The 19,218-nt window shown below is 56.9% G+C and carries 18 protein-coding genes; 14 read left to right on the forward strand and 4 right to left on the reverse strand.

What is annotated here, in order from left to right; translation table 11 throughout:
* Positions 1-7: 7 nt before the first annotated feature.
* From QEV83_RS19265 to QEV83_RS19300, 8 genes are all read left to right on the forward strand, one after another.
* The gene (locus QEV83_RS19265) at positions 8-1,147 is read left to right on the forward strand and encodes an MlaE family lipid ABC transporter permease subunit (RefSeq protein WP_280129252.1); all 1,140 of its coding nucleotides are present in this window, start codon (positions 8-10) and stop codon (positions 1,145-1,147) included.
* A complete protein-coding gene (locus QEV83_RS19270) occupies positions 1,147-2,028 on the forward strand; it encodes an ABC transporter ATP-binding protein (protein WP_280129253.1) in 882 nt (293 codons plus the stop codon). Before QEV83_RS19265 ends, QEV83_RS19270 begins: the two co-directional genes overlap by 1 nt.
* A gap of 37 nt (positions 2,029-2,065) precedes the next feature.
* Positions 2,066-3,136, forward strand: coding sequence for an MlaD family protein (locus QEV83_RS19275; protein ID WP_280129254.1), 1,071 nt, complete (start codon positions 2,066-2,068; stop codon positions 3,134-3,136).
* Between the two features lie 199 nt (positions 3,137-3,335).
* Positions 3,336-3,941 carry an ABC-type transport auxiliary lipoprotein family protein gene (locus QEV83_RS19280; RefSeq protein WP_280129255.1) on the forward strand — a complete coding sequence of 202 codons (606 nt, stop codon included), beginning with the start codon at positions 3,336-3,338 and terminating at the stop codon, positions 3,939-3,941.
* A 124-nt stretch (positions 3,942-4,065) separates the two neighbouring features.
* Complete coding sequence (locus QEV83_RS19285) at positions 4,066-5,418, forward strand: MATE family efflux transporter (RefSeq protein WP_280129256.1); 1,353 nt, start codon at positions 4,066-4,068, stop codon at positions 5,416-5,418.
* 67 nt (positions 5,419-5,485) lie between these two features.
* Positions 5,486-6,394: a DUF937 domain-containing protein gene (locus tag QEV83_RS19290; RefSeq protein ID WP_280129257.1), complete on the forward strand. Its 909-nt coding sequence runs from the start codon at positions 5,486-5,488 to the stop codon at positions 6,392-6,394.
* Positions 6,395-6,585: 191 nt separating this feature from the next.
* Positions 6,586-7,962 carry a glutamate--cysteine ligase gene (locus QEV83_RS19295; protein WP_280129258.1) on the forward strand — a complete coding sequence of 459 codons (1,377 nt, stop codon included), beginning with the start codon at positions 6,586-6,588 and terminating at the stop codon, positions 7,960-7,962.
* Positions 7,963-8,005: 43 nt separating this feature from the next.
* Complete coding sequence (locus QEV83_RS19300; protein ID WP_280129259.1) at positions 8,006-8,521, forward strand: hypothetical protein; 516 nt, start codon at positions 8,006-8,008, stop codon at positions 8,519-8,521.
* 82 nt (positions 8,522-8,603) lie between these two features.
* Here QEV83_RS19300 and QEV83_RS19305 read toward each other — a convergent pair whose 3' ends face one another.
* Both QEV83_RS19305 and QEV83_RS19310 read right to left on the reverse strand, forming a co-directional pair.
* Entirely contained in the window at positions 8,604-8,948 is a 345-nt protein-coding gene (locus QEV83_RS19305) for a hypothetical protein (RefSeq protein ID WP_280129260.1), read from the reverse strand.
* 80 nt (positions 8,949-9,028) lie between these two features.
* Positions 9,029-9,784 carry a 16S rRNA (uracil(1498)-N(3))-methyltransferase gene (locus QEV83_RS19310; protein ID WP_280129261.1) on the reverse strand — a complete coding sequence of 252 codons (756 nt, stop codon included), beginning with the start codon at positions 9,782-9,784 and terminating at the stop codon, positions 9,029-9,031.
* A gap of 196 nt (positions 9,785-9,980) precedes the next feature.
* On the opposite strand from QEV83_RS19310, the gene QEV83_RS19315 reads away from it, so the two are divergent.
* From QEV83_RS19315 to QEV83_RS19325, 3 genes are all read left to right on the forward strand, one after another.
* Positions 9,981-10,427, forward strand: a complete 447-nt coding sequence (locus QEV83_RS19315; RefSeq protein ID WP_280129262.1) for a hypothetical protein — start codon at positions 9,981-9,983, stop codon at positions 10,425-10,427.
* A 159-nt stretch (positions 10,428-10,586) separates the two neighbouring features.
* The gene (gene ubiA, locus QEV83_RS19320; protein WP_348273244.1) at positions 10,587-11,435 is read left to right on the forward strand and encodes a 4-hydroxybenzoate octaprenyltransferase; all 849 of its coding nucleotides are present in this window, start codon (positions 10,587-10,589) and stop codon (positions 11,433-11,435) included.
* Between the two features lie 152 nt (positions 11,436-11,587).
* Entirely contained in the window at positions 11,588-11,761 is a 174-nt protein-coding gene (locus tag QEV83_RS19325; protein ID WP_280129263.1) for a DUF1328 domain-containing protein, read from the forward strand.
* A 65-nt stretch (positions 11,762-11,826) separates the two neighbouring features.
* Here the strand turns inward: QEV83_RS19325 and trmFO are convergent, their stop codons facing one another.
* Complete coding sequence (gene trmFO, locus QEV83_RS19330; RefSeq protein ID WP_280129264.1) at positions 11,827-13,251, reverse strand: methylenetetrahydrofolate--tRNA-(uracil(54)-C(5))-methyltransferase (FADH(2)-oxidizing) TrmFO; 1,425 nt, start codon at positions 13,249-13,251, stop codon at positions 11,827-11,829.
* A 115-nt stretch (positions 13,252-13,366) separates the two neighbouring features.
* Positions 13,367-15,496 carry a polysaccharide biosynthesis tyrosine autokinase gene (locus tag QEV83_RS19335; protein WP_280129265.1) on the reverse strand — a complete coding sequence of 710 codons (2,130 nt, stop codon included), beginning with the start codon at positions 15,494-15,496 and terminating at the stop codon, positions 13,367-13,369.
* Positions 15,497-16,524: 1,028 nt separating this feature from the next.
* Between QEV83_RS19335 and aroQ the strand changes: the two genes are divergently transcribed.
* The 3 genes from aroQ to accC all read left to right on the forward strand — a co-directional run bounded on the left by aroQ (position 16,525) and on the right by accC (position 18,915).
* Complete coding sequence (gene aroQ, locus QEV83_RS19340) at positions 16,525-16,974, forward strand: type II 3-dehydroquinate dehydratase (RefSeq protein ID WP_280129266.1); 450 nt, start codon at positions 16,525-16,527, stop codon at positions 16,972-16,974.
* Positions 16,975-17,065: 91 nt separating this feature from the next.
* Complete coding sequence (locus tag QEV83_RS19345; RefSeq protein ID WP_280129267.1) at positions 17,066-17,530, forward strand: biotin/lipoyl-containing protein; 465 nt, start codon at positions 17,066-17,068, stop codon at positions 17,528-17,530.
* 23 nt (positions 17,531-17,553) lie between these two features.
* Positions 17,554-18,915: an acetyl-CoA carboxylase biotin carboxylase subunit gene (gene accC / locus QEV83_RS19350; protein ID WP_280129268.1), complete on the forward strand. Its 1,362-nt coding sequence runs from the start codon at positions 17,554-17,556 to the stop codon at positions 18,913-18,915.
* Positions 18,916-19,218 lie beyond the last annotated feature (303 nt).

Raw genomic sequence — 19,218 nt, forward strand, 5'->3', positions numbered from 1 at the left:
TTACGCGATGGATTTGCCGGACGGCCCGCAATTTTCTGCCCAGCATGTGGGTGACTCCGTGCGGCTTAGTCTCGGCGGCCAATGGACCGTGGACGCGTCGGCAGCGATCGAGGCCCGCGCCGATGGCCTTCTTAAGGAAAGCGCCGGGGCACGAAGAGTCATTTTTGATCTTGGCCGGATTGTCCGGCTTGACACGGCGGGGGCTTGGCTCATCGACCGGGCGCGTGATACGCTCGGCGCGTCCGGCATCGAGGCGACGCTTGAATCGATCCGCCCAGAATATGAAATCCTGCTGCGTGAAGCGCGTTACCGGGTGGTCGCCGTTCCGGCATCACCACATGGTTCTTATATCTTCCGGCTTCTCGCCGATATCGGCGAAACCGTGGTGTCCGCCGGCGGCGATCTGTACAAGGGCATTGGGTTTCTCGGCGAGGTCGTGGCGGCCATCGGAAGAAGCCTCGTCAACCCATCTCATTTCCGCGGAACTTCGCTCATCGTCCAAATGGAGAGTATCGCGCTTCGCGGCGCGCCGATTATTGCCCTGATTAATTTTCTGGCGGGCGCTATCATCGCGCAGCAGGGTATTTTCCAGTTGCGGAGGTTTGGTGCGACAATCTTCGTTGTCGACCTCATCGGCATTTTGGTCTTGCGTGAGCTCGGCGTTTTGTTGACCGCCATCATGATCTCTGGGCGGTCGGGCTCAGCGATCACAGCCGAACTTGGCTCGATGAAGCTCCAAGAGGAGATCGATGCTCTGACCGTCATGGGATTGCGGCCCGTTGACATATTGATCGTTCCCCGGATTCTGGCTCTCATCATTGGCCTTCCGCTCTTGACCTTCATTGCGGATATGTCCGGGATCTTCGGCGGCCTGTTGGTCGCTTGGGTGTATGACGGGATCACACCGGCGAGATTTTTGACGGGACTGCAGACTGCGATCGGCTACCATAGTTTTTTCAGCGGGCTCATTAAAGCGCCCTTCATGGCGCTTATCATTGGTCTCATTGCTTGCGTGGAAGGTTTGGCTGTTGCCGGTTCGGCTGAATCGCTGGGACGCCGGGTTACGGCCTCGGTGGTGAAGTCGATTTTTATGGTTGTTGTGGCCGATGGGCTTTTTGCGATGTTCTTCGCCGGGATCGGATATTGATGAAAGGGCAAGAAAAAAACGCCGCTGGCCGGGGCGCGCCGCCGGAGATCGTCATAAAGGTGCGCGATCTCGTGGTGGGTTTTGGCGATAAGCTTATCATGCAAGGCCTTGATCTTGATGTTTACAGAGGCGAAGTTTTGGGCTTCGTCGGCGGCTCCGGCACTGGAAAATCGGTTCTTACGCGGACGATTTTGGGGCTTATCCGGAAACGTAGCGGGCTCATCGAGATACTTGGCGCAGATCTCGACACGCTGTCGCCACGCGAATACGCCTCGATCGAGCGCCGCATCGGCGTAATGTTTCAACAAGGCGCGCTGTTTTCTGGTCTCACCGTTAAGCAGAACGTCGAAGTTCCTATGCGCGAACATTTGCAATTGTCACCGCGCCTTTCGGAGGAACTCGCGATGCTCAAGATCGGGCTCGCGGGCCTTGATCCAGACGCCGCCAACAAATACCCGTCCGAACTCTCCGGCGGCATGATCAAACGGGCTGCCTTAGCGAGGGCCTTGGCGCTCGATCCAGAACTCGTGTTTCTCGATGAGCCGACTTCGGGCCTTGATCCTATCGGTGCAGCGGAATTCGACGAATTGATCGCCACAATGCAACGAACGCTTGGTCTCACCGTCTTCATGGTGACCCATGACCTCGACAGTCTCTTTTCGATCTGCGACAGGATTGCTGCGCTCGCAGATGGGAAAGTGGTTGCCGAAGGTCCGCTTTCCACGATGCTTGCCTCACAGCATCCGTGGGTTCACGCATATTTCCATGGCAAAAGGGCGCGTCTGGCGGACTCCGCTTCGGCGGGTCACTTCGGGAAAGCGGGCGCGGCGGCAGAAAACAATCAGACGGACGCATTGAATGACACTCCCAGCCCAACGTGAAGCGGGATTTATGTTCAAGAACAGCAGGCGAGGCTAGATGGAAACCCGTGCGAACTATGCATTGATAGGCATTTTCACCCTGGCTGTCATCGCTGCGGCCTTTGGCTTTGTTTATTGGTTTTCCGGCGCCGAGAAACCTGGCGGTCAAAAAACTTACAAAATTGTTTTCACGGGCTCGATTTCAGGACTGTCGAATGGCGGCTGGGTCCTCTTCAATGGGGTGCGGGTTGGCGAGGTCACGAAAATTGATCTATTGCCGCAAGATCCCTCACGCGTTTTTGCGCTGATCGATGTCGATGCGAAGGTTCCGGTGCGTGCAGATACAAAGGCGAGGCTCGAATACACAGGGTTTACAGGGGTTGCCTCCGTCGCATTGACCGGCGGTGCCACAGATGCGCCGCCGCTTCCAACGAGTAAGCAAGAGCCCGGTGTCATCATCGCCGATCGCTCGGATTTCCAGGATCTCATTGCAACGGCGCGGCGCATCGCGACGCAGGCTTCCGATTTTCTCGACAAAACCAACCGCCTGATCGATGACAATTCGGCGTCGATCACGGCTTCGGTGAAGAACGCTGAAAAATTTTCCGATGCGCTCGCCGCCAATTCCGATGGTCTTAAGGATTTCATGGGTGCGATTGCCGATGTCGGCAAATCCATCAAGCCGTTGACGGCGAAGCTCGACGTCCTGGCTGCGGACGCCGACAATGTCGTGAAGGCGATCAATCCCAATGATGTCAAAACGATCGTCAGCGATTTCGCCTCGTTGTCGGCAAAACTCGACAAGGCGGCGGACAAGGTCGACGGGGTTTTGACCAATTTGAATGGTTTTCTTGCGACAGGGGACTCGAAGGGTGCGTTTGGCGAAATTGCCGCGGCCGCAAAGTCGGTCAAGAAGGCCGCCGACGATCTTGACTCTCAGATGAAGGGAATTGCCGTTAACATCAACCGCTTTACCGGTTCTGGGCTCCGCCAGTACGAGGCGCTGGCGGTGGATGGCCGCAAAACACTTGAGCAAATCAATCAGGCGGTCCGTTCAATCGAGAGCAATCCGCAACAGTTTCTTTTCGGAAAATCGCCGCAAATTCCCGAATATTCTGGTGCGCGTTAACGGCTTTTCATGAATTTGCGCGGTCAATTGCGGGGCCGCCAAATGGTTGCGCTAAGCTTGACGGAAGCATTCCATGCTATCATTGAGCATCGGCGGAAGCCTAAGTCCGGATGTTTCGATAAGGTTTCCGGTGTAAAGGACTCCGGTCCTCCGCCGCCAGGTAATCTCTTGTGCCGTTTGTTTGGAAGTGGATTTCTGCATGGGGTATTCTAGCCTCACGGACGCTTGGAATTTGGATCGCGTGTGGCGCGTGTTTTTGCTTGCCGGCTTGTCGTTGTCCGTGCTTGCGTCCTGTTCCTCCGCGCCGAAAGCCACTTACGACCTCAGCCCGGCCAGCGGCGATTTTGCCGCGCGGGCGGGGCGCGGCCAACTCGCTGTGGCGCGTCCCGAAGCAATATTGCCAGCCGACTCGGATCGTATTGTCGTGCGGACCGATCCACAATCGGTCGCCTATCTCACGGGTGCCCAATGGGCCGACAAATTGCCATCGCTGGTGCAGAGCCGGCTAATTGAGACCTTTCAGAATGCACATCTGTTGCGGGCAGTTGGACGCCCCGGCATGCTCGCCGATGTCAGTCTCCAATCCAGCATCCGGCGGTTCGAACTTGATACGGGGCAGGGCGAGGCTGTGGTAGAAATTTCGGCGCAAATCGTCAACCAAAATGGTCGCATTGTCGCCGGGCGCCTTTTTTCGGACACTGTGCCTGTGGCTTCGAGTGAACCGGCGGTGGTCGCTGCGGCTCTCGACACGGCGCTTGCGGCGGTGATGCGCGACATCGTCCTCTGGACCGCGCCGAAAATTTGAGCTGCTCCCCCTGGGGATAGGCCGGTAAGATTGCGGCTGACAGGAACACCCCGGTGCTGGCTTCGCCGCTCACCGCCCAATGCCAAACCGACTTGCCCAATATTCCGCAAAAAGGAACTACCCATTGAGCAATGGCCCACTTCCCCACGCGGTCTTCACCGAGGGTTCGACCATGCGTCATGTGATCGTCATGACGTCGGCGACGTCTCTTGGACTCATGTCGATTTTCCTCGTTGATCTTTTGTCTCTGCTCTATGTATCTTGGCTGGGCGACTCGAAGCTCACCGCTGCCGTCGGCTTTGCTTCGCAGGTTCTGTTTTTCTCCGTCTCGATCAACATCGGCCTTTCAATCGCGATCGGCGCCCTTGTGTCGCGTGCGCTTGGCTCTGGCGATAGAGCGCGCGCACGACGGCTAGCGGCATCCGGACTGGTCCATGTTTTTTTGATCGCGGCTTTGGTCAGCTGCGCCGCTTGGACAATGCGACGGGAAATTCTCACTCTCTTTGGGGCGCATGGCGTAACTCTCGACGTCGCGTCCGCCTATCTCGCGATTACACTTCCGGCCACTGTGTTCCTCGGCCTCGGCATGGGGCTCGCAAGCATTTTGCGCGCTGCGGGTGATGCCAGGCGCTCGATGTATGTAACGCTCGCGGGTGCGCTCACCACGGCTGCTCTCGATCCCTTGTTTATTTTCGTTTTGGGACTTGGCGTCACCGGCGCCGCCATCGTCACGCTCATTTCAAGGTTCGTTTTTATTGCGATTGGACTGAATGGCGCCGTTCGCAAACATGATCTCGTCGCCAAGCCGAGCCTCGCAGCGGTGAGATTGGATTTTGCTCCAGTGATGGGTATTGCTATTCCGGCAATCCTGACCAATCTGGCGGCACCAGCAGCCAATGCCTACACGATGCGCATTTTTTCGCATTTCGGCGAAGCGGTTGTCGCGGCTTTTGCCATCGTTGACCGGCTAAATCCAATGGCATTCGGCGTTCTTTTCGCCTTATCGGCGGCGGTTGGCCCGATCATGGGCCAAAATCTCGGCGCCATGCTGATCCCGAGAGTGCGGCAAGTGCTTACCGACTGCTTAACCTTTGCCACGCTTTACGTCATTGCGGTGGCGATCCTTCTGCGGCTGGCCGCGCCTATGATTGTTAAACTCTTTCACGCGCAGGGCGAGACCGCCGAGCTGTTACTGTTCGTTTGCGCCTATGGCGGCGCTCTCTGGTTTTTTCTGGGAGCTATTTTTGTCGCTAACGCGGCCTTCAACAATCTCGGATTTCCACTTCTTTCGACGCTGTTCAATTGGGGGCGCGCAACGCTTGGAACGGTGCCCTTCGTGACGATCGGCACCGCGCGGTTTGGAGCTGAAGGCGGCTATGTTGGGCTGATCCTCGGTTCGGCCCTGTTTGGCGCAGGTGCCGTGATCGCGGCGTATTACGTCACAGCGCGGCTCGCAAATCGCCCGAAGGTCCTGTAGCATCGCGCTGCGACCACCGGACAACGTTCCGGAGGCCCGTATCGCGGGCGAGCTGTGGAGGACGGCCATGTTCAATCTTTATGAGATTTTGCGTAATGCCCAAGGCGGCCAAGCAATCGATAATTTGGCGGCACAGTTCAATATGACGTCCGAAGAGGTGGACGCAGCGGTCAAGGCCATTGTGCCGGAGCTGTCCGAAGGGTTCTTGAAGCAGGCCTCGCAGCCGCTCGGAATCGCTTCCTTGTTTGGGGCGCTGGGAGAAGGTCAGCATCTGGCGGCCTTTACCGATCCGGAGGCGGCGCAATCTACCGCCACCGCGCAAAAGGGCGGCGACATTCTCAGCCAACTGCTTGGCTCGCATAGCGCGCAAGAGGAAATCGTTGTTCGGGCTGCGAGCACGACAGGTATGAACGCCGATACGCTTTCACAAATGCTTCCGGTTATCGTTTCGATGATTGTTGGCGGCCTCAATAAATCTCTTGAGAATCAAGGATTTGGCGGGGTCATCGGGCAACTCGCCAATGCTGCCGGGCAGGGCAATCTCGGCGGTATTCTTGGCCAGATCCTTGGCGGCAAGGCGGTTCCGCCTCAGCCGCCATCGGCGCCCACCCCAGGACCCACCGGAGGCCCAGGCGGATTAGGCTCAATTCTAGGCCAGATCCTGGGCGGCGGCCGCAACCCGGCCGGCCCCGGCCAATCACCGGCAGGTCCGGCGGGTGGCCAAGGGGGCCTCGGCGGCCTTTTGGGGTCCATCCTGGGAAATCTTGCTGGCCGTCCGGGATCAGGCCCGGCGGCAGGACCCGCCGCCCCGAGTGGTGGTCCACAAATACCGGGTTTTGATCCTGCTTCGATTCAGGCGGGTCTTGAGGCTCTGACCAAAATGCTGCAACCGGGTACAACGCCACCGGCCGCCGGGCCGCCTCAAAGCGGGGTCGAGGCAGAAATCAGTGATATCATGAGCGGCAAGCGCCACTAAGATTTTTTCACCCGTCCGCCGGATAGCGTTCCGGCACCTCTGTCCCGCCACGCGCATTGCGCTGCGGCGTCCGCCCGCTTATGTAGCTCGGCGCGGAGTTGAGTTCCGATGGGGCCACATTTTTGAATATGGGCGCCAGGCGGATTGTCCCATGACGACAGCTGTCAAGTGTAGCAAATGAAAGTATGGCAATGGCTCGCGACGTTACGGACTCCACGCCCATCACGTCGCGCGATGGGCTTGTCGCTTGGCTCGAGGCAGGGGCAAAACCTCCGGCGCAATTCCGGATCGGAACGGAGCATGAAAAAATCCCATTTTACCGGGGCGGCCATTCGCCTGTGCCTTACGAAGGAGCCCGAGGTCAAGGTGGCATAAAGGCTCTTTTGGAAGGGATGCAGAAGAAACTCCTCTGGTCGCCGGTCACCGACGGTGCCCATATCATCGGGCTCTACGACGCGGTGGGGGGCGCCGGAATTTCGCTCGAACCTGGCGGCCAATTCGAACTCTCCGGCGCGCCGCTCGAGACAATCCATCAAACCGCCGCCGAGCTCGACCGCCATTTTTTGACCTTGGATGCCGTAGCGGCGCCGCTCGGGATAGGCTTTTTATCCCTTGGCATGAGCCCCAAATGGCCGCGCGGTGAAATTCCAATCATGCCAAAACACCGCTACGCCATCATGGCGAAATATATGCCGGAGGTTGGCACGCAAGGTCTCGACATGATGTTCCGCACGGCCACGGTGCAAGCCAATCTCGATTTCTCTAGCGAAGCGGATATGGTGAAAAAGCTTCGCGTGTCGCTGGCCTTGCAGCCGGTCGCGACGGCGCTCTTCGCCAATTCTCCCTTTACGGACGGCAAGCTCAACGGATTTCTTTCAGCGCGATCGGAGATTTGGCGCCATACCGACGCGGCCCGCACAGGGATGCTGCCCTTTGCGTTCGAGGATGGGATGTCGTTTGAGCGCTATGTCGATTATGCCCTTTCGGTGCCGATGTATTTTGTCAAGCGCGGCGACATCTACCACGACGTGTCGGGGGGCGATTTCCGCGATCTCTTGCAGGGCAAGCTAGCGGCGTTGCCTGGCGAACATGCGACGCTCGCCGATTGGGCCAATCATCTTTCCACCATTTTTCCGGAAGTGCGGCTCAAGCGCTATCTCGAAATGCGTGGCGCGGACGCTGGACCAAGGCCGTTCCTTACGGCGCTCCCGGCTTTTTTCGCGGGTCTCCTTTATGATCCTTCCTCGCTTGATGCGGCTTGGGACATCGTGAAGAGCTGGAGCGATGCGACACGCGAAAAATTGCGGGTGGAGGTTCCGCGCCTCGGGCTTGCCGCGACTGTTGGCGGGCGCCCGCTTCGCGAGGCAGCGGCCGAAGTCCTGCGTATCGCACGGGCGGGACTTGCGAAGCGCAACCGGCGGGACGTGCGTGGCAAGGATGAAACTTTGTTTCTTGATCCTCTCGATGCGGTTCTCCTTGAAACGAGTGAAGCTGAAAGATTGATCCGGAAATTCAAAACGCAATGGGCAGGAAGTATAGAATACGCTTTCGAAGAATGTTCATACTGAAGTCTCGCAACCGTATCTCAAGCGGTCATAGCAGGAAGAAAACATGATGAGTTGGGTCGTTCGGAGCGTGGTGCCTGCCGTGATTCTTGGTATCCTTTGCGGGGCCGTTATGGCGGCCGATCTCTCTGCGGTTGGCCAGTGGCTCGATAAATATCCCGATGAAACATTAGCCGGCAGCAAGTCTCTCTGGGAACAGCCAGGCGTCGAGGCTGCAATGCGTGCTGCAATGGGCGAGCATTATTTTTCACTCTCCAAAACAGAGCTGCATGGGCCGGAAGGTCCGGTCGCTGGCGACAAAAAGGGAGTTTTTGCCGCATGGTCGTGCAAGTCGCAAGATTGCGGCGGCAATCAGATGACGGTGTTTTTTGATTCGAACAAAGGCAGCGCACAGGTTTGCTGGCGTAGCAGCGTTAGTGACGACGGAGAGGTGCACGATCTTTGGCTCGCCGATGGCAAGGAGCGCCCGCTGCACATGAACGCCTGCGGTTTTGCCGAGAAGGAGCCTTTCGCGGCTTTGAAGAAATTCGGCGGTGCACCGGCTGGCGGTAAGCCGCTTTAAGCGTTTGAGGTTCCTAGCAGCTGGTAAATTGACGTAGCTGCTGCATCAGCGGCCAACTTCGCACTTGCGTGAAAAGCTTGCCTCAGCGGCGGAAAGGATCGAAACCGAGGTCGCCCGCTGGCAACCGGAGATGGGCTCGCGAGGGCGCGCCTTCATTCACACGCACAGCAACGGGAGAAGCCGTGGGTCGGCCGTAGGAGGATGGATTTGGCAAGCGCGAGCCAAAATCGACGCGGACGTGGCCGCCGATCCGGTCGCAACCCGAACCCTCTTCCGCCGCGGCGCCCGGCTGTAGGCTGGCGCACCGCTCGCGCGCGATTGTCTCATTGGCTGAGTGCAGTTCCTCCGTTCGCGCGGAGCTGCCAAAGCCAAGCCAAACAGCCGCCGCGCAGCAACCAACCGAAACGATCATTTCATGCAAATTCATTTGAAGCCCGAACGATTCTTGCAATATTAACGGTCAATTTTTTGACCCTACATTGAGGCGATATAATGATGCGTTAATGTTTATCCTTGCCAATCCCCCAGGGTAGCTTGGAGTAAGGCGAGTGCCGCGACGGCCGCTGTATCGGCGCGCAAAATGCGCGGACCGAGGGACAGGCGCAGAACCTGTGGCAAGCTCAGCAGCGCCTCGCGTTCCGCCGCATCGAAGCCGCCTTCCGGGCCGATCAAGACGGCAAGAGGAGCGTGGCCTTTGGCGCCAGCCCGTTGGCGCAGCGCCGTTACGGGATCGTCCGATGGGGCGTCCTCGTCACAGAATATGAGCAGGCGGTCTTTGTCCCAAGTGTCGAGCAGCGCATCGAGCTTGATTGCGGGCGCGATGTCCGGAATTGTCAAAATTCCGCATTGCTCAGCCGCCTCGATTGTATGGGCGCGCATGCGCTCGCCATTGATCCGATGCGTTTGGGTCCTGCGGGTGAGCACAGGGCCCAGCAGGCCCGCCCCCATTTCGACGGCTTTTTCAACCATGTAATCTTGCCGGGCATGTTTGAGCGGCGCGAATAGATACCGCAGATCGGGACGCGGTTCCTGCGCCCGGGTCATCTCCTTAACGGTGAGGATCACAAGCTTGCGGCGAGACGCCGTAACAGCCGCCTTCCATTCGCCATCCCGGCCATTAAACACAAGAATCACGGCGCCTTCGTTCAAGCGCAACACATTGCGGACATAATTTGTCTGCACTTGGTCAAGCTCAACAAGCGCCGCCACCGCGAGGGGCGCGTTAACATAAAGACGCTCGGCAGAAAAATCATAGCGGGACATGTAGACGCCCGAGGTTACGACGGATCCCGCTACAAGAGGTCGCGCTTGCGCGGGCGGGACACTTTTTGATATGACGCGGCATGGATTCACGAGTCGCGATTGCTGCCGGTGCAACTTACAGTTCTTGGCAGTAACTTAGGAACAATAGAGTAAGGCTTGGTCAGCGCATCGAAAACGTCACTGAAAGGCTCATATCATGATGCCACATAAGGGAAATGGCGGCGTGCGTAAAGCCGTGCTTGTCATCACAGCGTTGGTTCCATTGGTGATCAGCGGCACGGCCAATGCCATCGATTGCAACGAGGATATCGGCGCACTCACCAAAAAGCGCCAGGGGATTATCGATCAGCTCAATCAACTTGCCCAGGGTGGTAAGAAACAGCTGGACCCGGTAGCCTCGTGCCCTAAGCTGCGCGCCCTCGTCGCCGCCGAGCATGATCTTCTCGCCTATCTGACGAAGAACAAGGAATGGTGCGGGGTTCCCGACGAAGCTTTTCAGAATATTACAGCGAGCACCGGCAAATCCAGCACTGTCGCCAACCAAGCCTGTAAGGTGGCCGCCGAAATGAAAAAAGCGCAAGAGCAGCAGGCCTCTGGCGCCCTCAACGCACCACAGCAGAAGCTTCCCGCTGGCCCGCTTTGACACACCGCTCGCCCGGGGCAGAAGGCACCGCCTGGACAGTTCGCTCCGGCTGCTGTTGCCACCGGGTTTTTCTGTGACGGCGCGCCCGCTCCCGCCCCTCCCATTAATGTGACCGCCACAAGGTTCATCTTCCGGTTCGCGCCGCAATCTTGGCATCCCTTGCTGGAGCTTGCGCGGCTTGATCGGCCGATCGGCTGGTGGCTGCTGTTGTTGCCATGCTGGTGGTCGAGCGCGCTCGCGAGCATTTACCAGCGCGGGCCGCTGCATGGCCGCGACCTTATTTTGTTTTTCATTGGAGCTGTTGCGATGCGCGGCGCTGGCTCGACCTACAACGATATCATCGACCGTGATATCGATACGAAGGTGGAGCGCACCAAACAACGTCCACTCGCTTCGGGACGCGCCAGCGTCGGCTCCGCGAAACTCTTTCTTGCCGCCCAATGTCTCGTCGGGCTTGCGGTGCTTCTTTGTTTCAACATTTTCACCATTTTTCTCGGATGCGCATCGCTTGCGATCGTCGGCCTCTATCCTTTTATGAAGCGGATCAGCTCCTGGCCGCAGGCAGTTCTCGGCGCCGCCTTCGCCTGGGGGGGATTGGTCGGCTGGTCAGCGGCCCTGGGAGCTCTCGCACCCGCGCCTTTGCTGCTTTATCTCGGCGCGGTGTTTTGGACCATCGGTTACGATACGATTTATGCGATCCAGGACATCGAGGATGATGCGATCGCCGGGATTGGATCGACGGCGCGGTTTTTCGGCGGCCGCGTCCGCTTGGGTGTTGGCTCTCTCTACATGCTCGCGGTTTTCTGCGTTGCGGGGGCTTTGCTTACCGCTAAGGCAGGGGTACTGGCGCAAAGCGGCCTTGTTCTTTTCGCCTTGCATCTTGGCTGGCAAGCAATGCGGATCGATCCTCGTGATGGTGCGCTGGCGTTACGTTTGTTCCGCTCAAATCGTGACGCGGGACTTCTCCTTTTCGCCGGTTTCGCGGCTGAAGTGCTTTTCACTCGGTAGGAAAGGGAGCCGTCTGGCGAGAGGAGAGGCGCGTCAAACATTCGAGGTGCTCACGAATTTGCTTGCGAATGGCCTCGGTTCGAGCAGACTGGAGCCAGTCACAATTTTCGAGACAATTCGGATAGCTCCGCGGAATTACATGGGGAACGCAAATGCTGAGATGGGCGCTTATTTTTTTCCTTTTCTCGATTTTTGCCGGTCTCTTTGGCTTCAGGCGCACTTCCGTGGCGTTCGCTAGGGTTGCGCGCATCTTATTCTTTGTCTTCCTCGCTGTGTTTTTGGTCTTCCTGACGCTTAGCGTCTTGAGCGGTAACTTGATTTTTTAGGCCATCTGCAGCGAGTCGGAATTGCAGATTAGCCAGGACAGCTTGAGATCGTTCGAGACCGGTGATTATCCGTCTGCCTGAGCTTGGTTCAGCCAGCAGTCCAAATCTCGCGCCGCGCGCTGGCTCATGGCCGCCTTTCGCGCCAAGCCTTTTTCCGCGCCCCGCCGTTTCTCGCCATGCGCTTCCTGTGCAAGCGGCGGAAACAGGCCAAAATTCACGTTCATTGGCTGAAAAGATGGTGGCCCAGCGTCGATAATCGCGATGTGGCCGCCAGTGATATGATTGATAAGGGCGCCAAGTGCGGTCGTCGGCGGGAGTGATGGAAAAACCTCTCCCTTCCGCTCCGCGGCTGCTATGCGGCCCGCCGCGAGGCCGATTGCCGCGCTTTCGACGTAGCCCTCGCAACCGGTGATCTGGCCGGCGAAGCGTAGTCTCGGATCCGCCTTGAGACGCAAAGCGCCATCCAGCAATTTGGGTGAGTTCAGAAATGTGTTGCGATGGATTCCACCGAGGCGCGCGAAACGGGCGTTTTCAAGTCCCGGAATGGTGCGGAAAATTTCGATCTGCGCGGGATGCTTTAGCTTGGTCTGGAATCCGACGATATTATAGAGTGTGCCGAGCGCATTATCCTGACGCAGCTGCACGACCGCATAGGCCTTTGCTGCGCTGTCCGAATGTGGATTGGTCAGGCCGAATGGTTTCATCGGCCCGTGCCGCAAAGTCTCGCGGCCCCGTTCCGCCATAACTTCGATTGGCAGGCAGCCATTGAAATACGGTGTGTCCTTAAATTCCCCCGTGAGGGGATGCGGCTCGGATCTGTCGGCCGCAACGAGAGCCTCCACGAAGGCCGTATATTGATCCTTTGTCAGCGGGCAGTTGATGTAATCAGCCCCGGTCCCCGCTGGCCCTTGCTTATCGTAACGCGATTGGAACCATGCCTTGTCCATGTCGATCGACTCGCGGTGAACGACCGGGGCAATCGCATCGAAAAAAGCAAGATTCTGTTCTCCGGTCAGAGCGCCAAGAGCAGCCGCTAGGGATGGCGATGTCAAAGGCCCCGTCGCAATAATCACATTGTCCCATGTGTCCGGCGGCAGCCCTTCGATTTCATCGCGCCGGAGCTCGATAAGCGGTTCCGAGCAGATTTTTTCAGTGATGAACTCGGAAAATTGGCCACGGTCGACGGCGAGCGCGCCTCCCGCGGGAAGCTTGTTGGCATCGGCGGACGCCATGACGAGCGAATCGAGGCACCGCATTTCGCGATGCAAAATACCGATTGCACTTGTTTCCGGATCATCGGCGCGAAACGAATTTGAACAAACGAGTTCGGCGAGATTGCCGGTGCGATGTGCTGGCGTTGTCCGCGCGGGCCGCATTTCATGAATCACTACCGGCACACCAGTTCGGGCGATCTGCCAAGCCGCCTCACTCCCCGCAAGGCCGCCGCCAATCACATGGATAGGAGCTAAGTGGCCGGTAGCTTTCAACATGCCTTGATTTTAAAGGATAAAGCCCGTGAATGGAAATGCGTCTTGTGCTCTGGCGAGCGGCATGCCGGTTAAGCTTTAGAGAAAATTCGATCCAGGCGAACTGGATGGCGAACGGTTATTCCGTGTAGCCATATTTCGCGTAGTATTTCCGGTGATATTTATTTCCATGATAATGCTCATAGCGGCTCTGTGTGGACGTATCCACTTTATTAAGGACCACGCCAAGCAGACGGCTGGCGACGTTGCCAGCCTCGGCGAGACCGCGCTCGATTACCTCTGTCTTCGTTTGCCCCCACTCGACGATATAGACATAGGTGTCGATAAAGTGTCCCGTGGCGCGAACGTCGACGATGGGAGCGACTGGCGAAAGGTCAACAATAATGTAATCGTACTTCGTGCGAAGCTCGTCGATGATTTTTTTATACGCTGCCGACGCAAGAATTTCATTCGTATGCGGCAGTCTTGCGGTCGCTCCCGCCGGCAAAAAATGCAAGCTGGTAAAAGGAACAGGTATGATGGCGTCATGAAGCGAGATCGTGCTCATCACGGCGCCGATCGATCCAGGCGCGTCGGGTGAATATTTCCGGGATAAGGATGGGCTGCGGAGATCGGCGTCGACCAAGATGACACTACCTCCCGCATCCGCAATGAGATGAGCGAGATTTGCGGCGATCGTCGATTTGCCTTCGTTTGGCAAAGTCGAGGTCACTCCGATGACTTTGTGAGATTTGAGGGCGCCGCTCAAATCGGCGGCGATCTTTATCGACCGGATTGCCTCCGCATAGCGAGAGAACGGCGAATCGACAGCATAGCGAAGCCAATCCTGTCCGGGTGCCGCGGTTCTGCGATCCACGGCCACGGCTTTCGTTTCGTCACTGGGTAAATCGATCCGTGTGGCGGGAGCCGCCAGCACTGGGGCCATCGCCAGGCAATTAAAATGAAGCGTGTCTTCGACTTGGCCGGTTGTCCGCAACGTCCCATCCCAAGCCTCGCGGAGATAAGCGACGCCAAAGCTTAACAGGGTCGCGCCTGCGAGAGTTACGAGCAAAACGGTTGATAATTTCGGGGCGCTCTTAGATACCGGCCGCAAAGCAGGGCTGATCAAGCGCGCTTCGCTCATCGGTACCGACTGCTGCTGTACCGCCTCCATATAGCGTTGCAGAAAGCTGTCATAGAGAGCACGCGAAGTTTCGGCGTTGCTTTCTAGCTCGCGCAATTGGATCTGAGCTTGGCCGGTGGTGTGAGACTGATCCACGACATTGGCAAGACTGGATTCAAGACTTGTTTGCCGCGTAAGAGCGATTTCGTAGTCACTTTTGTAACTTTCGGCGATCTTGCGCATCTCGTCCTTGATGCTGCGTCGATATTGCTCCATCTGGGTCCGGAGATTTATCGCCGCAAGATGGTTCTCGCCGTACATTTTTGCCCAAATGGCTTCCCGCTGCGCAACCTCTAGATATAGGTTGCGCAACTTAATAATGACTTCGCTTTTCAAGGCATCTGCGACTGAAGCATCGGCAACATCTTGCTTCATAACCGTATTAATCCGATCAAGTCGGGCTTTTGCCTCGGCGGTTGCTGCGCGGGCGAGGATGAGTTGACTGTTGACCTCGACGAGTTCTTGATCGTTGATCAGCCGGCCGCCGCCGGCATCGACGATGTTGTTTTTGCCCTTGAAATCCAAGACTGCGCGTTCGGCCGCCGTCGCTTGGGTACGCAGTTCCGCTATGCGCTCCTGCAGCCAGAGGCTAGCCCGGCGGGTGGCCTGGTATTTCGCATTCAATTGGTCATCGATGTAGGCATCCGCGATCGCATTGACGATCCGCGCTGACTTGTCTCGATCATGAGAGGTAAAGCCAATGTCTATAACATAGGTCATGCCCACGCGGCTGAGCGTGCGTTGCTCGTTGAATTTGAGCAGTGCAGCATTTTCCCGGTCGATTTCCGAGAGCGCTCGTTCCGCCTCCGAGAATTTGGTCAAGCGTCCGATCACAGCGATCAACCGGCGAATCGGTCCCTTTGGGGTGTCAGCGAACTCTGGGTCATCAGTAAGATGGAGCTTGCGGATGACGGCAAGGCCGATGTTATCCGATTTGAGAACCTCGACCTCGGTCTGAACAGCTGCAGTATCGAGGTCAACGTCACCTAAAACCGATTCTTTCTGAAACAGCTGAAGCTTTCGCTTGTCAATGACAATTGTTCCGCCGGCAGTATAACTTGCAGGCGTTGTAATATAGTAAAGCATGCCAAGAGCAAAACAACAGATAAATACAACGGAAGCAATTGGACGCTGCCGATTCAAGACCCTCAAAAAATTTTTAAAAGAGTCCGCAATTAGAGCCTCAGGCCGGCTGGGGGTGTCGCTTGAATCCGGTGAGCGCTTGTTGATTTGCAGCATCTGTGTCAATTCACCATTATCGTTTAGAAATCATCACGTTGAAAGGAGAGAAAAAGAAATCATTATGGGAACGGAATTGAGCATAACGCTCTCCGTCTCAAGCACGTCAAAAATAAACCAATTCAAAATATTGAGCAACGTGAAAACGATATGCTTCGTGCCACCAAAAAATCAATAATTGCCGAAATGTTTTTTGAATCTAAATTCGGGCCCAGCCCTGTTCTCATCCGGCAAAACGTTTGCCATATGTGAATATTTCATAGTTAACATTTAACCTTAATGTTTTCCTGCTTCGCTAAATTACGAAGCCGTAATGACTCACGTCTTACGTTTACGGTACAAAAAGGTAAGCAATGACCTCGGAACCAGTATCAGAAACTCAGACAAAGCCATATTAGGAGGCTCGAGTCTACCGGCGGTCCACGCAGGGATAGTCGAATTTGGTCCCCGGAATTGCTTCGATTGTGACGGGGGGAAGCTCAATACTTGGCCGTTACAGGCGCGCCACAGGTCCATACCGCAGCCATTCTCGGCCCATCTGGAGTTTCAACCTGCTGAAAGGTATAACACTCCGTTCTTGGCGGATTATAAACGTATCCGTACGGATAGGGGAGGCCGAAAAAAGGCAACCCCTGCACGGTTCCCACAGGCCTTGCCTCGGAGGCATTCGGCAATATCATCACGCTAAGGCACAAACCGGCGGCGGCCGCACCGAACTTGATCATTTTGGGATTCCGCTATTTTGAGATGGTTTGACACTTTATCGCATGAGTTACGGTATGGAGCAAGCGCATTTGGGGGGAGGACTTAGGCTTCCCTTGTGTTTTGATCCCGGCTATGGAAACGCATAGGCATTTCCTAAGACCGGAATCGCCATGAAAGCCGTCCACGTCCTCAATGGACCAAATCTCAATCTTCTCGGCCTGCGGGAGCCCGATATCTATGGTCATGCGACCCTTGCGGACATCGAAGCGAATCTTTCCGCCCGCTGCAAGCGGCGCGGGCTTCATTTGTACTTCCGCCAATCGAACCATGAAGGCGATCTCGTGACCTGGGTGCAGGAAGCAGGACGCGCTGGCGAGCCGGTCATATTAAATGCCGGGGCTTATTCACATTCGTCGATCGCGCTTCACGACGCGATCAAGGGAGCGAAGGCGGATGTTGTCGAGGTGCATCTTTCGAATGTTCATTCCCGGGAGGTTTTCCGTCATAGGTCGCTGATTTCCCCGGTCGCGCTGGGTGTGATCGCCGGTTTTGGCGCTCTATCTTATGAACTCGCGCTTGAAGCTTTGCTTGCCCGGGCCGGAGCGGCAGGAGAAGCGTGACGAATTTTCCCATTGCAATCAAACACTTTCGTCGTGGTTCGTTCCGGCCGGGAATGACCCAGGGCGCCCGTCAAAACGAGAGAAAATAAAGATGAAATATCCGGATTCAAAACCGGACGTGAGCGCGCCCGCCACCATCGACACGGAATTGGTCGAAACCTTGGCCGGAATGGTGGCGCGTCTTGGGCTCTCCGAGATCGAGGTCGCCAACGGCGACGTCAAAATTCGTGTCGCGCGGCAGCTCACTCCGGCCGTGGTTCAGCCTCCAATAGTATCGCCGCATGCAGCCGTTGTGAGCGCTTCCCCGGTGCCGCCGGACAGTCCGGGCACGGTCAAATCGCCGATGGTGGGGACCGCCTATTTGCGGGCATCACCGGAGAGCACCCCCTTCGTGGAGATCGGAACGCAGGTCAAGACAGGTGACAAGGTCATTCTTGTCGAGGCGATGAAAACCTTCAACGAGATCCTGGCTCCGCGCGCCGGAACAGTTACGGGCATTCTGGTCGAGGACGGTCAGCCGGTCGAGTATGGCCAGCCGTTGCTCGTGATCGAATAAGGCCGCGTGGCCGGTGAGCTGATATGTTCGATAAGATCCTTATCGCCAATCGCGGCGAAATCGCCTTGCGGATTTTGCGTGCCGCCAAGGAACTCGGCATCGCGACGGTGGCGGTTCATTCGACGGCCGACGCTCATGCGATGCATGTGAAGCTCGCCGACGAATCCGTATGTATCGGGCCGCCGCCCGCCCGGGATTCCTACCTGAACATTCCAGCCCTTCTCGCCGCATGCGAAATCACCGGCGCCGAAGCCTTGCATCCAGGCTATGGTTTTCTTTCGGAGAATGCGCGGTTTGCCGAGATTCTCATGGACCATCACATTACCTTCATAGGCCCAAAGCCGGAACATATCCGGCTTATGGGCGACAAGATCGCGGCCAAATCAACGGCGCTCCGGCTCGGCATTCCTTGCGTTCCTGGCTCACCCGGCGCAATTACGAGCGATACGGAAGCGCTGTCCGTGGGGCGGGCGCTAGGTTTCCCGGTTCTTGTGAAGGCCGCGGCCGGCGGCGGCGGCCGCGGCATGAAAGTTGCCCGCACCGCGCAGGAACTCCCTTCGGCACTCGAAACGGCACGGGCCGAGGCCAAATCAGCCTTCGGCGACGATTCGGTTTATCTTGAAAAATATCTCGAAAGGCCACGTCATATCGAAATCCAAATTTTAGGCGATGGGCACGGCAAGGCTATACATCTGGGCGACCGCGATTGCTCGTTGCAGCGGCGCAACCAGAAGGTCTGGGAGGAAAGTCCTTCTCCCGCGCTCAATGCCCCGCAGCGCCAGGAGATCGGCGAAATCTGCGCGGCCGCCATGCGTGAACTTGGCTATGCCGGAGCGGGAACCATCGAATTTCTCTATGAAGACAGCAAATTTTACTTCATCGAGATGAATACCAGGATACAGGTCGAGCATCCGGTTACGGAGATGATCACGGGCGTTGATCTCGTCAATGAGCAAATCCGGATCGCCGCGGGCTCTCCCTTGACCCTTACCCAAGACGAAGTCGTGTTCAACGGCCACGCCATTGAATGCCGCATCAACGCGGAAGATGCCGCGACGTTCCGGCCTTCGCCAGGAAAGATTGCCTATTATCATCCGCCGGGCGGCCTTGGCGTGCGCGTCGATAGCGCCGTCTACGCCGGCTATACGATTCCACCCAATTATGACTCACTCGTCGGGAAACTGATCGTGCACGGCCGCAACCGCAACGAGGCGCTGATGCGTCTTCGCCGCGCGCTCGATGAGTTCATTGTTGATGGAATCGATACGACCATTCCATTGTTTCAAACGCTGGTTCGAAATCCCGACATGCAAAATGGCCTCTACGACATTCATTGGCTCGAGAGGTTTCTCGAATTGGGTGGTATGGACGGAGCGGATATCTAACGGCTGTCAGCTGGTGGAGGTTGTGTGCTTTATCAAATATCCAAGGCACACACTGTTGGAGCGCTGACTTCAAGTTTTCAAACGGGTCTTGCTGTCCCGCGACGGGTTCGTGCCAGTTTAGGTAAAGGTTTCGTTAAAGCCATTGCCAGAGAGGCAATTGCTTTCATGGTCAAATGCGGTAATATTACGCATCAATACGCACACACCCCGATTGCTCTGGCGAAGCTGCGCGACCATATTACATATGGATGCGCGTGCTAATTTTCGTTGAGCAATTTGCGTCCTTGCTCGTTATTTTACTGT

Source organism: Methylocapsa sp. D3K7 (assembly GCF_029855125.1).
Lineage (GTDB): Bacteria > Pseudomonadota > Alphaproteobacteria > Rhizobiales > Beijerinckiaceae > Methylocapsa.